Source organism: Rhizobium sp. 01N447_2 (assembly GCF_056399245.1).
Genome location: NZ_JBFTQY010000001.1, coordinates 18,610 through 33,439 on the forward strand (window position 1 = coordinate 18,610; position 14,830 = coordinate 33,439).

A 14,830-nucleotide genomic window follows, 5' to 3' on the forward strand; every position below is an offset into this window, starting at 1 on the left:
TTTCTGCCTCCACTCCCCAGCGAGGCATGCCCCATGGCACCGAGTTTAGTGAGGCCGGCAGGGATTTCCAAGGGGTCGCCGAAACTTGACACCCGCCAAAGGCGGATGTCCTATTGCCGCATCGCAAGGAGACCCCGCTCATGAGCGACGATCAGGCGCCCACCGACAGCAAGCTCACTACCTCCAAACGCCGTTGGGCGACCGAAGGTAAGTTCCTCACCGGCCGCATCAGCCGTCCCGAAGCTGAGCGCCTGCCGCCCGGCCAGCACCTCGTCAAGAACTGGCCGGTGCTCGATCTCGGCCAGCAGCCCGTCGTTTCGACCGATACATGGCGGCTCGACGTGCGCGGCCTCGTCGAAACGACGCTCACCCTCACCTGGGCCGCCTTCCAGGCGATCGAGCAGAGCACCAGGGTCAGCGATATCCACTGCGTCACCACGTGGTCGCGCTACGACAACAAATGGAAGGGCGTTTCGACGCGCGATCTGCTCGACCTCATCATGCCCAAGCCGGAAGCAGCTTACGTCATGCTGACGAGTTATGACGGCTATACCACCAACCTGCCGCTTTCCGATTTCGCCGCCGAGGATGCGATCCTCGCCACCGCCTGGGAAGGCCTGCCGCTGACGCCGGAGCACGGCGGCCCGATGCGGCTCGTCGTGCCACATCTCTATTTCTGGAAAAGCGCCAAATGGCTGCGCCGCATCGAGCTGATATCAGCCGACCAGGCAGGCTTCTGGGAAAAGAACGGCTACCACATGTACGGCGATCCGTGGCGCGAGCAGCGCTATTCCGACGATTGAGCCTTCGGTTGAGAGAAGCGGCGAAGTACAAACACACCGAGGCCGAACAAAGAGGCGAGCCCCGTCAGAGACGCCATGCTGGCGACATGGAATGGGATCCCGCTCCAGCGCGGCTTGACGATATCGGCTGTGTTGAAGGCCTCGCCGCTGAACCGGCAGGTGATAAGCGCAAGACCGCGCCGCACCATGTCGGCATCGACAGCGGAAATGATTTCGCCTGCAGCAGCCCTCTCCCGCGGCATCTCGCGCATCGAAAGCAAGACGGCCTTTGTCGCCGCCAGATAGGCATGGGCGCATTCGTTGAACGGGCTCTCCTCATCCGTCACGCTGCCCGGCATCCGGCCCCACAGACAGTAGGAATACTGGATCTCAGCATAGTTCAGCATGCGGCGGAACGACTCGTTCGTATCGACTGCACGGGATGCAAGGTCGATAATCCCACTGCGATAGTCAGACATGACTGCCATCTCGCCATGGGAAATTTCTGGGATATCCAGGCCCGCATGGCTGCCGCCATCGCTGCGGCTATGAGCAAAAACGCTTCCGGCAACCACACAAAAAAAGGCAGCCGCGGCAAATGCCGCCGACAGGAGTGGTATGGTTTTGCCGATTTTCATGCTTGCTCGAAAACTTAAGGGCGCCGGCAAAGCGGCGCCCTTCGATGCCCTCAGTGAAATGCCGTGGCCGGCCGGCTGCGTTGTCCACCCCTGACCGCAAGTCGCTTTTCCGCCAGCGCCCCGAAGGCGAGGCCGAGCGTTGCCCAGAGGATCACATGCATGCCGAGTGAGGTCGTGCGGAAACGCCAAAGTACCATCGCCGAGAAGTTCTCCGGCACCTCGTTGATCGGCGGCAGCAGATAGAGCACGACGCCGATGAAGACGAGATAGACGATGCCGGCGATGATCGCGCCGTTCCAGAGACCGAAACGCTCGGAAAGGCGGCGCGACAGCGCCATTGCGGCAATGAGCGCCGCAAGCGAGACGACGATCATCAGGAAGAACAGCTCGGTCCTGGCACCGATCGTGTCGGGATTGCCGACCGCCGGCGGGTTGGCCGGATATTTGATACCGGGAACGAGAACAACCGCCACGAAGGCGGCAATGGCGATGACGGCCGAGGTGCCACGCGGCGAAAGGCTGCTGAAGCGGCCTTGCACGAAAGCGAAGGCGAGCGCGAAGAGCCCGCCGACGGCGACGCTGTAGGCCATGACGCCGGTGAAAAGGCCAAGACCGGCCTGTGTGGCGCGGCTGACGATTTCGGGTTCGGCAGCCTCGCCGGCCGTCTGGGCGCTTGCCTCCTCGAAGGCGATCGCCGCATCGACCAGCGGCTCGCCGAAAGTATGGGCGAAAGCGAAAACGAGGATACCAGCAATCAGGCCCGCGAGCATGCCGCGAAGCAGAAGGTTTCCAACCATGTCAGGAACTCCCTTAGTGGCAGGGAAAGCCGAGGAGATGGCGGCCGTCATGCACGAATTCGTGCACATACATGCCGTTGAACAGCGCCATCGCGCCTTCCTCGGTGCCGACGAAATAGAGGACGATGAGCATCAGCAGGCCGCCGAAGATCGCCCAGGGCAGGATCTCGCCTACGGGGATCGGCGCCGGTACGGCAACGGGCGCGAAAGTGGTGTCAGACATGTATTCCTCCGGGAATGACGCGTTCAGTCGAAAGAGTGCTTGTGCAGTAGGGTCTGACTTCCAGCGCGAAGAGCTTTCGACACGCTGGTCACAGTGGCGCGACCGCGCCGGACTTACACCGGCTTCCAAACCCGCAACAGCACGGTTATATCTGCACGCCGAAGAGACTGTCAACGAAACTTCACAAGCCGGCGAAGGACGCTGTCGCCGCATTCCGGGAGACAAGAACGACTGTGAATACGCGCCTCACCTGGATCTGCCACGGCGCGACGGCAGCAAGCCGCAAGGGCCTGTTCCCGCTCGACGAACCGCTGGAGGACAAGGCAGTGGAGGAGGCCGGCAGGATGATCGCCCCGCCCCGCGCCGATCGAATTGCCACGAGCCCCGCCTTGCGCGCCCGTCAGACTGCTGATGCGCTGCGCCTCGAAGCCCGGATAGATCAGGCGCTTTGCGACTGCGACCATGGTCGCTGGGCCGGCAGGTCGATCGCGGCGATCGGGACCGAAGAGCCGGAGAACCTCATAGGGTGGATGAGCGATCCGGAAGCGGCCCCGCATGGCGGCGAGAGCCTTCTTGATCTGCGCACGCGCATCGCCGGCTGGATGGATGGACAGACCGTACTCGACGGCCACATCATTGCAATCAGCCATGCGGCCGTCATCCGCGCAGCGATCGTGCATGTGCTTCAGGCGCCACTCTCCTCCTTCTGGCTGAGCGACGTCGAGCCGCTTTCCGTCATCCGCATGACCAGCAACGGACAGCGCTGGTCTCTGCGCTTCCAGCATTAGAGACTGCTGATCTTATCCAGCTTTGCACAAGCAAATCGCGTCATCTCTGTTGAACCCGGCTTTGCGGGAACTACTTCCTTGTCCCAAGGAGATGGAAGAATGACATATGATTGGAGTGGCGAGCGCACACGACGCCTGCGTTTCATGCGTGTCGCCACAGTCACGGTTCTGGTCGGTCTCATCGTCAGCGTTCCGCTGCTGATCGTCACCGCCTGAAGCACGAGAAAGGGCGAGCGATGCATTAGCACGCTCGCCTTCGTTCTTTTCCCGCATGAGCCAGTCTCCCGAACCATGAAGGGGATCGCGCTTATAGAGACGCCCTGCTTCCTCACAAGCCTGTCGGGTCTCTCTGCGGCACAGCAACAGGCTGCCGCCTCTGATAATTCGCCTTCTGGTTTCAACAAACATTTCAGACTTTCGTGATATTTCCGCGAAGGTGGAGATGGAGAAGGCATAATGCCGGTGTTTTTCCAAAGCAGGGCCGGACGGCAATGCCTGTCGATCGTGGTGTCCGGAGTGACCCTCTGGCTTCTCGGCACGCTGCTACAGCTCGACGACAGCCTGGTCGCCTTCATGACCGGTTTCGGCGAGTATGGCGCCGACAAGCTCGTTCTGGCGCTCGGCATCGCCGGCGCCATGAGCTTCATCTATTCGGTGCTGCGCATCGCCGACCTGCGTAAGGAAATGGAACTGCGCGCGGCCGCCCAGGCCAAAGCCGATTGGACCGCAACCCACGACCATCTCACCAAGCTGCCGAACCGCTACGCCTTCGAGCGCAAGATCCTCTCACGGCCGATCAAGGACGACGAGGCCGAGATCGAGGAGTGGGACCGCAACGTCACCATCTTCTCCGTCGACCTCGACGGCTTCAAGAAGGTCAATGATCTTGTCGGCCATAAGGGCGGCGATATCCTGTTGATCGAGGTTGCCAAACGCATCTGCGCGCTCGGCAATGCCGACTGCGTCTATCGCTTCGGCGGCGACGAATTCATCATCGTCGCCTTCGCCCTGACCGCACAGCGTGAGGAGCGTTTTGCCAAGCTGCTGATCCAGGCCGTCACCCGGCCCATCCATATCGATGGCTTTGCCGTCGAAGTCGGCGCCAGCGTTGGTTACGACCGCTGGGCCGAGGGAACCGAACCGCTGGAAGATGCCGCCCACCGTGCCGATCTCGCCATGTACGAGGCGAAATCACGTGGACCCAACCACTATTTCGTTTTCGAAGCCTCGATGCAGAACAAGGTAACGGAACGCGCCTCGCTGGAAACCAGGCTGCGCGCCGCAATCTCCAGCAAGGAGATCAAACCCTTCTATCAGCCGCTGATCGATCTGAAGACCRGCCAGCTCTGTGGCTTCGAGGCCTTAGCACGCTGGATCGGCGACGACGGCGTCAACATCCCGCCGCCGGTCTTCATCGGCATCGCCGAGGAGAACGGCATGATCACCGCATTGTTCGAGGATCTTCTTGCCCAGGCGTGCTGCGACGCGCTGACCTGGCCGGAGCATGTGATGTTGTCCTTCAACGTCTCGCCGGTGCAGATGGAAGACAGATTGCTGACCTCCCGCATCCTCAAGGTCCTCTCCGCAAGCCGGCTGCCGCCGCAGCGCCTGGAAGTGGAGATCACCGAAAATGCGCTGATCCAGGATCCCGCCGTCGCCGCAGCCATTCTCGACGAACTGCATGCTGCCGGCATCCAGATCGCACTCGACGATTTCGGCACGGGCTATTCGAGCCTCGCCCAGCTCGCCCGCTATCGTTTCGACAAGATCAAGATCGACAAAAGCTTCATCGCCACCTATCGCGACGACGAGCGGCAGGAAAAGATCGTCCGCGCCATGCTCGGCCTTGGCAGGAGCCTCAACATCAAGACGACAGCCGAAGGCGTTGAAGAGCACGGCCAGCTCGCCTTCCTGCTGCAACTCGGCTGCGACATCGGCCAGGGCTATCTTTTCGGCAAGGCGATGCCGGCCGCCGAGGCGGGCATCTTCATCAGCGATCGCAAGACCCGTCTGGCCTTCACGGCCTGACGGAGCGCTCTAACCTTTTGTTTTGACGTAATTCCCGGCAAACCGCTTCGCGCTTTGCCGGGAATTTGCTCTAAAAAGCCTGGCGCAGGATCACGAAGAGCACGAAGGCGATCGCGATCGAGGCCGGCAACGTCAGCACCCAGGCCATCAGCATATTGCGCACGGTCGACCATTGCAGGCCGGACCCGTTCGCCGCCATGGTGCCGGCAACGCCTGACGACAGAACATGCGTGGTCGAGACCGGCAGGCCGAGATGATCGGCCGAAGCGATGGTGACCATCGCCACGACTTCGGCTGCCGCACCCTGACCATAGGTCAGATGCGTCTTGCCGATCTTTTCGCCGACGGTGACGACGATGCGCTTCCAGCCCACCATCGTGCCGAGGCCGAGCGCGATCGCGACCGCCACTTTCACCCAGAGCGGGATGAACTTCGTCGCGTTGTCGACCGCCTTGTGATAGTTCGTCACTGCGCTGAGGTCGCCGGCATCCATCGGCAGCAACTTCTGCTTGTCGATCAGCTTCAGCGCCTCGCCGATCAGGTAGATGTCGTTGCGGACGTTGCCGACGAGATTGGTCGGCACCGCTTCGAGCGTCGGGAAGGCGGCGACTTCGGCGCTGGTCTGGTGGATATATTGCTGCAGGGCCGGCGTCGTCGCATCCGTCCAGGTCTTGTTCTTGACGGCGTTGCTGACCTCGGCCTTGTAGTCCGCAACGGTCACGCCAGGCTTCACGTATTTGCCGAGTGCGGCTTCCACCTGGACCGATGCCGACTTGTAGGCTTCGAGATAATTGACATCGGGCGTGYGGTTCAGCGCGAAGGCCGTCGGCACCAGGCCGATCAGGATGAGCATGATGAGGCCCATGCCCTTCTGGCCATCGTTGGAACCGTGGGCGAAGCTGACGCCGGTGCAGGTAAAGATCAGAATCGCACGGATCCAGAGCGGCGGCGGCTGGTTGCCCTTCGGTTCGTCATAGAGCGCCTTGTTGCGCACCAGAACCTTCATGACGAGCAGAAGAACGGCCGAAAGGCCGAAGCCGATCAGCGGCGAGATCAAAAGTGATAGTCCGATATTGGTCGCCTGCGACCAGTCGACGCCGCTGGTCGCTGTGCCTGCCGGCGCCAGGAACTGGTTGGCAAGGCCGACGCCGATGATCGAGCCGACCAGCGTATGCGAACTCGACGACGGCAGACCGAGATACCAGGTTCCGAGGTTCCAGAAGATCGCCGCGATCAGCAGCGCAAAGACCATGGCAAGGCCGGAGCCGGAGCCGACCTGGAGGATCAATTCCACCGGCAGCAGCGCCAGGATGCCGAAGGCGACGGCGCCGCTCGAAGTCAGCACGCCGAGGAAGTTGAAGAAGCCGGACCAGATGACGGCAAATTCCGCCGGCATGGAACGGGTGTAGATCACGGTGGCGACGGCATTGGCCGTATCATGGAAACCGTTGACGAACTCGAAGCCGAGCGCGATGAGCAGCGCAAGGCCCAGCAGAATCCAGGGAACGGCAACTGCGGTCGTCAGGTCGCGGGCGAGTGCATAGGCGACATATCCAAGGCCGCAAACCAGAACGAGCCCGAACAGCGGCAAGAACCACTTGCCGGCCGAATTCGAACTGTGGAGCGGGTGGGAAGCGTCGCTATGAACCTGGCTGGGGGCAATATCGGCCATGGCATAGTTCCTTGTTCCGTTTGCAAATTTGCCTTTTGTTAATAATTCCGCCGCGTGAAGCTCTCATGACGCCATGGCTGACCCGCCCGTAAGACACTGACGCCGCACGATCTTACCCGTCATGTGCTCGTCCCGGCGCATTCGTGAAACATGCCGTATGTCGATCGCGGCCGGCCCAAGACGGTCGTGCGCGCTTCGACAAAAAACGAGCAGCGGGCGAATAATTTCTTTCCGCCGGAAGCCTCGACGCTAAGTTCGGTCGTGACCACAACCGTGCGGAGTCTTTGAGACATGCCATCGACCGACCTTCTCCTGACTTTCAACGCCGGTTCCTCGACGGTGAAGATCGGCATCTTCGCGATGGACGGCGATGCGGCGCGGCGCATCGGCAAGGGTGTAATCGATTTCCGCGCCGAGCCGCTGTCTCTCAGCCTGACAGCGGGGCCACAGACATTCGAGACGCCGCTGAAGGCGGAGACGACGGAAGACCTGCATGGCGTCATCGACGAGACCTTTTCCCTTCTCGCCGGGCATTTCGATGTCGCCGCCGTGCGCGCCGCCGGCCACCGCGTCGTCCATGGCGGCGACCGCTTCACCAGTGCCGTCGCCCTTAATGACGCCGCGATCGATGCGGTCGATGCGCTGACCTCGCTTGCGCCCCTGCACCAGCCGCAGGCGCTGCGCTTCATCCGCGCGCTCCGGCATCTGAAGCCGCATCTTGTCCAGACGGCCTCCTTCGACACCGCCTTCCACGCCACGCAGGACGATCTCGTTCGCCGCTTCGCCATTCCCCGCGCGCTGCATGACGAAGGCATCAAGCGCTATGGTTTCCACGGACTTTCCTACAAGTTCATCGCCGGCGAGCTTCGCCGCAAGGCGCCGCACGCGGCAAAGGTGGTCGTCGCCCATCTCGGCAGCGGCGCCAGCCTCTGCGCGCTGGATGAAGGCGTCAGCCGCGATTGCAGCATGGGTTTTTCGACGCTCGACGGCATCCCGATGGCGACGCGCACCGGCTGGCTCGATCCCGGCGTCATCCTGCATCTGGCCGGTGAGAGGAGACAATCCTTCGAGGAGATCGAGGACCTGCTTTATCATCGCTCCGGCCTGCTCGGCGTCTCAGGCATCAGCGCCGATACGCGCGACCTCTTGAAGGACGATCGGCCGCAGGCCCGCCAGGCGATCGACCTCTTCACGCTGCGCATTGCCGGCGAGATCGGTCGCATGGCAGCGACGCTGAACGGTCTCGACACGCTCGTCTTCACCGCCGGCATCGGCGAGCATCAGTCGGAGATCCGTGCCGGCGTAGCCAAGCGATCGTCCTGGCTTGGCCTTGCCATCGACGAAAAAGCCAATGCCGCCAATGATTTCACGATCAGCACGAGGAAAAGTCGCATCGCCGCTCACGTCATCGCCACCGACGAGGAGCAGGTCATCGCCGACGAGGCGCTGTCTATTCTTCGCGGTGGCTGATCCAGATCAACAACACGCCGGCGCCAGCCGGTAGAATTGACGTTGAACAAGTCTCGAACGAGAGAAACCCATGGAAAAGCATGTCTCGCCCGCCGCCTTGACTGACGCCGAACTCACCCTGATCGACCGCTACTGGCGCGCCGCCAATTATCTCTCGGTCGGCCAGATCTACCTTCTTGCCAATCCGCGGCTGCGCGAACCGCTGCAACCGGAGCACATCAAGCCCCGTTTGCTCGGCCACTGGGGCACAACGCCCGGCCTCAACTTCATCTATGCGCATCTGAACCGGCTGATCCGCGCCCGCGACCTCGACATTATCTACATGTGCGGCCCCGGCCACGGCGGGCCGGGCATGGTCGCCAACACCTATCTCGAAGGCGTCTACAGCGAAATCTATCCCGATATTTCTGAAGACGCAGAGGGCATGCGCAAGCTCTTCCGGCAGTTCTCCTTTCCAGGCGGCATTCCGAGCCACGCGGCGCCGGAAACGCCGGGCTCGATCCACGAGGGCGGCGAACTCGGCTATGCCCTCGTCCATGCCTATGGCGCCGCCTTCGACAATCCCGATCTGATCGTCGCCTGCGTCATCGGCGATGGCGAGGCCGAAACCGGGCCGCTCGCCGCAAGCTGGCATTCCAACAAGTTCCTGAACCCCGCACGCGACGGCGCCGTGCTGCCGATCCTGCATCTGAACGGCTACAAGATCGCCAACCCGACCATTCTCGGCCGCACCAGTGACGAGGACCTGTATCACCTCTTCGAAGGCTACGGCTATGAACCCTTCTTCGTCGACGGTCATGAACCGCACGACATGCACCAGCAGATGGCCGCGACCTTCGACCAGGTCTTCGACCGCATCCGTGAGATCCAGAACGAGGCTCGCCTCGGCAAGGCGCCCGATTTCTGCCCGCGCTGGCCGATGATTGTGCTGCGCAGCCCGAAAGGCTGGACCGGCCCGAAGGAAGTCGATGGCAAGAAGGTCGAAGGCTTCTGGCGCGCCCACCAGGTGCCGGTCTCCAATTGCCGCGAGGATGAAAGCCATCGCAAGATCCTCGAGGACTGGATGCGCGGCTATGATCCCGAAGACCTGTTCAGTACCGACGGCCGGCTGAAACCCGAGTTGCGGGCACTCGCCCCTGTTGGCGAACGCCGCATGGGCGCCAATCCGCACGCCAATGGCGGCTTGCTGCGCAGGGAGCTCGATGTTCCCGATATCCGCGATTATGCGGTCGATATCGGCAAGCGCGGCAGCGCCATGGTGCAGTCGACGGAAATCCTCGGCCATTACCTCCGCGACACGATGAAGCGCAACGCGGAGGCGGCCAACTTCCGTATCTTCGGCCCCGACGAGACCGAATCGAACCGCCTCGGTAGCGTCTTCGAAGTCACCGACCGTGTCTGGATGGAGAGTATCGAACCCTACGACGTCCACTTGTCCCGGGATGGACGTGTCATGGAGGTGCTGAGCGAACATCTTTGCCAGGGCTGGCTGGAAGGCTACCTCTTGACTGGCCGGCACGGTCTTTTCTCCTGCTACGAGGCCTTCATCCACATCATCGATTCCATGTTCAACCAGCACGCCAAGTGGCTGAAGGTGACGCGCGAGCTTGCATGGCGAAAGCCGATCTCGTCGCTGAATTATCTGCTGACCTCGCATGTCTGGCGACAGGACCACAACGGCTTCAGCCATCAGGATCCCGGCTTCGTTGATCTCGTCGCCAACAAGAAGGCCGATATCGTCCGCATCTACCTGCCGCCGGATGCCAACACCCTGCTCTGGGTCGGCGATCATTGCCTGCGCACCTATGACCGCATCAATGTCATCGTCGCCGGCAAGCAGCCGGAGCCGCAATGGCTATCGATGAACGAGGCGGTGAAACATTGCGAGGCCGGCATCGGCATCTGGCACTGGGCAAGCAACGAGGACGATACCATCCTGCCTGATCTCGTCATGGCCTGCGTCGGCGATGTGCCGACCATGGAGACGCTTGCCGCCGTCGATCTGCTGCGCAAGGCCATTCCGGAACTGAGGATCCGCACGGTCAACGTCGTCGATCTCCTGGCACTGCAATCCAGGGATCAGCATCCGCATGGCCTGACCGACGAGGCCTTCGACGCGATCTTCACCGCCGACAAGCCTGTGATCTTCGCCTATCACGGCTATCCCTATCTCATCCACCGCCTGACCTATAAACGCACCAACCACCGCAACATCCACGTCCGCGGCTTCATCGAGGAAGGCACGACGACGACCCCCTTCGACATGACCGTCCTCAACGAACTTGACCGCTTCCACCTCGCCATCGAAGCGATCGAGCGTGTACCCAGCCTGAAGGAAAAAGCAGGCGAAGCGCTCGCCGCGTTCCGCGGCAAGCTTGCGGAGCATCACGACTATGTCCGCGAATATGGTGAGGACATGCCGGAGGTGCGGGACTGGACGTGGCCGATGGCGTGAAGCGAAAACCAAACAGAATCGCACGGAACTGGTCGGCGGAGTGCATCCGGCGGGAGCAGTCGTCAAGCAACGTCTAAAGTTGGTGAAAACCATCGGCGCACTGTTCCTTGAAGGCCGCATCGTAGGCTATGCATCTACGGCAAGCTTCAAGGCCGTCGACCGAGGAAACGACATGAAAAGTTTCGCTGCCACGCTTACCGCCGCCCGGCTGGAAAAGGCGCTCGCCTTCTACATGACGCCCGAAGCCCAGCGCGATGGCTCGGACGATGCCGTCAAATCAGCTGAGGAACGAGACGCATACGAGACCCGCGCCGGCGGACGCGCCCGCAACACGGAAGAGGGCGTCGAAGCCTGGTAAGGCACCGGGCAACCTTGCGGGTGGCTATACATCTTCAAGCCGAACCTTCTCCTTCACGCGCCAGACCCGGGGCGTTTCTCCGGTATATTTAAAGAAGAAGCGCGAGAAATAGGCGGGGTCGGCAAAGCCAAGCCGAAATCCGATCTCCTGAACGCTGCCCAGCGTAAAAACAAGCTGACGTTTCGCCTCTTCAACGAGTTTGCCGGCGATCAATTCATGGGGAGTGTTGCCGGTCATCGCCCGGACGATACGGGTGAGATGCGTCGGGGAAAGCCCAAGCTCTCTGGCGTAGAAAGAGGCGGGCTTGTGTGATCGAAAATGTTGCTGAATGAGCTCGCTCAGCATTTCCATCCGCCGCTCGTTCTCGTTTGGCGGAAGCTCGTGCGTATTCCCCTCATGGGAAATCCTCGCCGTCAGCCGCAACGCCAAGGCGACATAGGCGGCCAACGCCTCGTTGCGGCCGCTGCGGCGGTTTTCGAATTCGTCGCCCAGCCGCCTCAACGTCTGCATGACATAGACTGCCTCGGCATTATCAGGATCGAGCGGCGTAAGATGCGGCGTCGCCAGCCATTCGCCGAGCTGGCTTCGGTCGCCGGGCGGATGGCTGAGATGGGACCTCAACAGAGTGATCACCAGGCCGTCGATATCGCGTGAAAAACGAAAGCCATGATTGATCCCGGGCGGCACGGTGATGATGCCCGGCGGACGGATGGCATAGCTCTTTTCGCCGAAGATCGCATCGCCCGAACCGCCTTCGATGTACAATATCTGAAAGAAACTCTCGTGACGATGCGGGCGAATCTCCCAGTGATGCAAGCTGCTGCGGGAGCGAATAGTTTCGCAATGCACCCAAAAATCCGGTTCTCGCCCGGTCTTTTCGCCGTAGAGTTCATAGGTGGGGATATGTCTGCTCATGGGGTTCTTCGGAGGCTCCTCCCGCATCAATGTTCGATTAGTGCAATTTTTAGGTCGGGATGTCCATTGCTGCGGCAAGCGCGACACGGCAGAATCTGACAAAACGCAAAAATGCAGGGAGGAAGTATTTGCGCACTCAGGTCGCCATCATCGGTTCTGGACCATCCGGCCTGCTGCTCGGCCAGCTTCTGACCGAAGCCGGCATCGACAACGTCATTCTCGATCGTGTGAACAAGGATTATATCCTCGGCCGGGTTCGTGCCGGCGTTCTGGAGGAAGGCACCGTCGGGCTGCTGGATCAGGCCAAATCAGGCGCGAGGCTGCATACCGAAGGCTTACCGCATGACGGCTTCTCGCTGGCCTTTGATGGACGCGACCATCGCATCGACCTTCACGAATTGACCGGCGGCAGGCGCGTCACGGTTTATGGGCAGACCGAAGTGACGCGCGATCTCATGGAGCGGCGTGAAGCGAGCGGCTCCCTATCGATCTACGATGCCGTCGATGTCGCGCCGCATGATTTCGACGGCCACTCTCCCTTCGTCACCTATCTGAAAGACGGTGTTGCCAAGCGCATCGATTGCGACTTCATCGCCGGCTGCGACGGGTTTCACGGCGTCAGCCGCAAGGCCGTCCCGGAACGGGCGATCAGGAGTTTCGAGAAGGTCTATCCCTTTGGCTGGCTGGGGGTCCTTGCCGACGTGGCGCCTGTCAGCCATGAGCTGATCTACGCCAACCATCCAAGGGGCTTTGCGCTCTGTTCGATGCGCTCGGCGACCCGCAGCCGCTACTACATCCAATGCGCGCTCGACGAGAAGATCGAGGACTGGAGCGACGATCGCTTCTGGGACGAACTGAGACGGCGTCTGCCGGTGCACCACGCCGAGGCTTTGGCGACCGCGCCGTCCTTCGAGAAATCGATCGCGCCGCTACGCTCCTTCGTCGCCGAACCGATGCGTTTCGGCCAGCTTTTCCTGGTCGGCGACGCCGCCCATATCGTCCCCCCGACCGGCGCCAAGGGATTGAACCTTGCGGCCAGCGACGTTCATTATCTTTTCTCCGGGCTGATAGAGCATTACCGCGAAGGCTCGAATAGTGGCATCGACGCCTATTCGCAGAAGGCGCTCGCCCGCGTGTGGAAAGCCGTGCGGTTTTCCTGGTGGATGACGACGATGATGCATCGTTTTCCGGATACCGGGGATTTTGACCAGAAGATCCAGGAGGCGGAGCTCGACTATCTCACCCATTCCCGCRCCGCCTCGACGGTGCTTGCGGAGAATTATGTGGGACTGCCATTCTAATAGAAGTGTCTGAGGTGGGGGCCACGGACCAAAATTCGACCGTAGAACGGGCCGCCGATAGTTCTGCTCTTCGAGCCACAATCATAATTGCACAGTTATGGATTACGGTATTTATTTCATTTTACATCACCATTTCGCATGACAGGTTAGCGCTAAATTTCCAGCAGCTAACGAATACGGCGCTGGAGTGCGCCAAAAAAGGGAGAGAGAGAATGAAGAAGCTATTTCTGGCCGCCATTGCGGCAGTCGTCGTGGGCACGAGCGCCTATGCCGACACCATCAAAGTCGGGGTCATCGGTCCATTCTCCGGTCCGTTCGCGCTCCAAGGCAAAAACTTCAAGGCCGGCATCGACGCCTATATGGCGGTCAACGGCAACACGGTCGGCAGCGATACGGTGGAAATCGTCTATCGCGACGTGCCGCAGGCAGATCCCGCCCAATCCAAGGCGCTGGCGCAGGAACTGATCGTCAAGGAAAAGGTCCAGTATCTGGCCGGCTTCTATTTCACGCCCGATGCCATGGCCGTGACGCCGATCCTGAAACAGGGCAACGTGCCGATGGTCATCATGAACGCCGCCACTTCGGCGATCGTGACCAAGAGCCCGCTCGTCGTCCGCACCTCGTTTACCACCTGGCAGACATCGACCCCGATCGCCAAGGTCGCCTTCGACGCCGGCGTCAAGAAGGTGATTTCGGTCGTCAGCGATTACGGCCCCGGCATCGACGCCGAGAACGCCTTCAAGGCCGGCTTCGAAAAGGCCGGCGGCCAGGTGGTCGAGGCGATCCGCATGCCGCTTGCGACCAACGACTTCAGCCCGATCATGCAGCGCATCAAGGATTCCGGCGCTGAGGGCGTGTTCGCCTTCCTGCCGTCAGGTCCGACGACGCTCGGCTTCGTCAAGGCTTATAACGACAATGGCCTGAAGGCTGCCGGCATCAAGTTCTTCGCGCCGGGCGATCTGACCCAGGAATCCGATCTGCCGGCGCTCGGCGATGCGGCACTCGGCATCCAGACGACCTTCCACTACGCCGTGTCGCACGATTCTCCCGAGAATAAGGCTTTCGTCGAGGCGGCGACCAAAGCAATCGGCAACAAGGCCGAACTCTCCTTCCCCTCAGTCAGCGCCTATGACGGCATGTATGTCATCTACAAGATGATCGAGGCGACGGGCGGCAAGCAGGATGCTGAGAAGGCCGTCGATGCGGTCAAGGGCCTTGCCTGGACGAGCCCGCGCGGCCCGGTTTCGATCGATCCGGAAAGCCGTCACATCACGCAGAACATCTATCTGCGCGAAGTCGTCAAGGCCGATGACGGGACCTACATCAACAAGGAAGTCCAGACCTTCGAGAAGCAGGGCGATCCGGGCCTGGCGGCTGTCAAGTAACATCGAGCGTCAAGACAG

Annotated in this window: 14 protein-coding genes; 9 read left to right on the plus strand and 5 right to left on the minus strand. The window is 61.2% G+C overall.

What is annotated here, in order from left to right; all coding sequences use genetic code 11:
- Window positions 1-140: 140 nt before the first annotated feature.
- Window positions 141-803, plus strand: coding sequence for a sulfite oxidase-like oxidoreductase (locus AC1ECN_RS00075; protein ID WP_130673060.1), 663 nt, complete (start codon window positions 141-143; stop codon window positions 801-803).
- Here AC1ECN_RS00075 and AC1ECN_RS00080 read toward each other — a convergent pair.
- A complete protein-coding gene (locus tag AC1ECN_RS00080) occupies window positions 788-1,357 on the minus strand; it encodes a hypothetical protein (RefSeq protein ID WP_245488699.1) in 570 nt (189 codons plus the stop codon). The two genes, AC1ECN_RS00075 and AC1ECN_RS00080, sit on opposite strands and share 16 nt — an antisense overlap.
- Between AC1ECN_RS00080 and AC1ECN_RS00085 the strand changes: the two genes are divergently transcribed.
- Window positions 1,307-1,438, plus strand: coding sequence for a hypothetical protein (locus tag AC1ECN_RS00085; RefSeq protein WP_281024342.1), 132 nt, complete (start codon window positions 1,307-1,309; stop codon window positions 1,436-1,438). The genes AC1ECN_RS00080 and AC1ECN_RS00085 overlap by 51 nt on opposite strands.
- A 32-nt stretch (window positions 1,439-1,470) precedes the next feature.
- On the opposite strand, the gene AC1ECN_RS00090 is transcribed toward AC1ECN_RS00085, so the two are convergent.
- Together AC1ECN_RS00090 and AC1ECN_RS00095 are read right to left on the minus strand one after the other, a co-directional pair.
- The gene (locus tag AC1ECN_RS00090; protein WP_130673062.1) at window positions 1,471-2,217 is read right to left on the minus strand and encodes a CbtA family protein; all 747 of its coding nucleotides are present in this window, start codon (window positions 2,215-2,217) and stop codon (window positions 1,471-1,473) included.
- A gap of 13 nt (window positions 2,218-2,230) precedes the next feature.
- Entirely contained in the window at window positions 2,231-2,440 is a 210-nt protein-coding gene (locus AC1ECN_RS00095) for a CbtB domain-containing protein (RefSeq protein WP_003542661.1), read from the minus strand.
- Between the two features lie 233 nt (window positions 2,441-2,673).
- On the opposite strand from AC1ECN_RS00095, the gene AC1ECN_RS00100 reads away from it, so the two are divergent.
- Complete coding sequence (locus AC1ECN_RS00100; protein ID WP_130673063.1) at window positions 2,674-3,228, plus strand: histidine phosphatase family protein; 555 nt, start codon at window positions 2,674-2,676, stop codon at window positions 3,226-3,228.
- Between the two features lie 456 nt (window positions 3,229-3,684).
- Window positions 3,685-5,256, plus strand: a complete 1,572-nt coding sequence (locus AC1ECN_RS00105; RefSeq protein ID WP_477951805.1) for a putative bifunctional diguanylate cyclase/phosphodiesterase — start codon at window positions 3,685-3,687, stop codon at window positions 5,254-5,256.
- Between the two features lie 70 nt (window positions 5,257-5,326).
- Here AC1ECN_RS00105 and AC1ECN_RS00110 read toward each other — a convergent pair whose 3' ends face one another.
- Complete coding sequence (locus AC1ECN_RS00110) at window positions 5,327-6,928, minus strand: inorganic phosphate transporter (RefSeq protein ID WP_477951806.1); 1,602 nt, start codon at window positions 6,926-6,928, stop codon at window positions 5,327-5,329.
- Window positions 6,929-7,219: 291 nt separating this feature from the next.
- On the opposite strand from AC1ECN_RS00110, the gene AC1ECN_RS00115 reads away from it, so the two are divergent.
- The 3 genes from AC1ECN_RS00115 to AC1ECN_RS00125 all read left to right on the plus strand — a co-directional run bounded on the left by AC1ECN_RS00115 (window position 7,220) and on the right by AC1ECN_RS00125 (window position 11,211).
- Window positions 7,220-8,398: an acetate/propionate family kinase gene (locus AC1ECN_RS00115; RefSeq protein WP_018068971.1), complete on the plus strand. Its 1,179-nt coding sequence runs from the start codon at window positions 7,220-7,222 to the stop codon at window positions 8,396-8,398.
- Window positions 8,399-8,468: 70 nt separating this feature from the next.
- Window positions 8,469-10,853: a phosphoketolase family protein gene (locus AC1ECN_RS00120; protein ID WP_130673066.1), complete on the plus strand. Its 2,385-nt coding sequence runs from the start codon at window positions 8,469-8,471 to the stop codon at window positions 10,851-10,853.
- Window positions 10,854-10,932: 79 nt separating this feature from the next.
- The gene (locus AC1ECN_RS00125; RefSeq protein WP_018068973.1) at window positions 10,933-11,211 is read left to right on the plus strand and encodes a hypothetical protein; all 279 of its coding nucleotides are present in this window, start codon (window positions 10,933-10,935) and stop codon (window positions 11,209-11,211) included.
- 24 nt (window positions 11,212-11,235) lie between these two features.
- Here the strand turns inward: AC1ECN_RS00125 and AC1ECN_RS00130 are convergent, their stop codons facing one another.
- On the minus strand, window positions 11,236-12,126 hold the full coding sequence (locus AC1ECN_RS00130) for a helix-turn-helix domain-containing protein (RefSeq protein WP_075225410.1): 891 nt from the start codon (window positions 12,124-12,126) through the stop codon (window positions 11,236-11,238).
- Window positions 12,127-12,254: 128 nt separating this feature from the next.
- On the opposite strand from AC1ECN_RS00130, the gene pobA reads away from it, so the two are divergent.
- Both pobA and AC1ECN_RS00140 read left to right on the plus strand, forming a co-directional pair.
- Window positions 12,255-13,427 carry a 4-hydroxybenzoate 3-monooxygenase gene (gene pobA, locus AC1ECN_RS00135; RefSeq protein WP_477951809.1) on the plus strand — a complete coding sequence of 391 codons (1,173 nt, stop codon included), beginning with the start codon at window positions 12,255-12,257 and terminating at the stop codon, window positions 13,425-13,427.
- Between the two features lie 212 nt (window positions 13,428-13,639).
- Window positions 13,640-14,812 (plus strand): ABC transporter substrate-binding protein, encoded by a 1,173-nt coding sequence (locus tag AC1ECN_RS00140; RefSeq protein ID WP_018068976.1) that lies wholly within the window; start codon window positions 13,640-13,642, stop codon window positions 14,810-14,812.
- Window positions 14,813-14,830 lie beyond the last annotated feature (18 nt).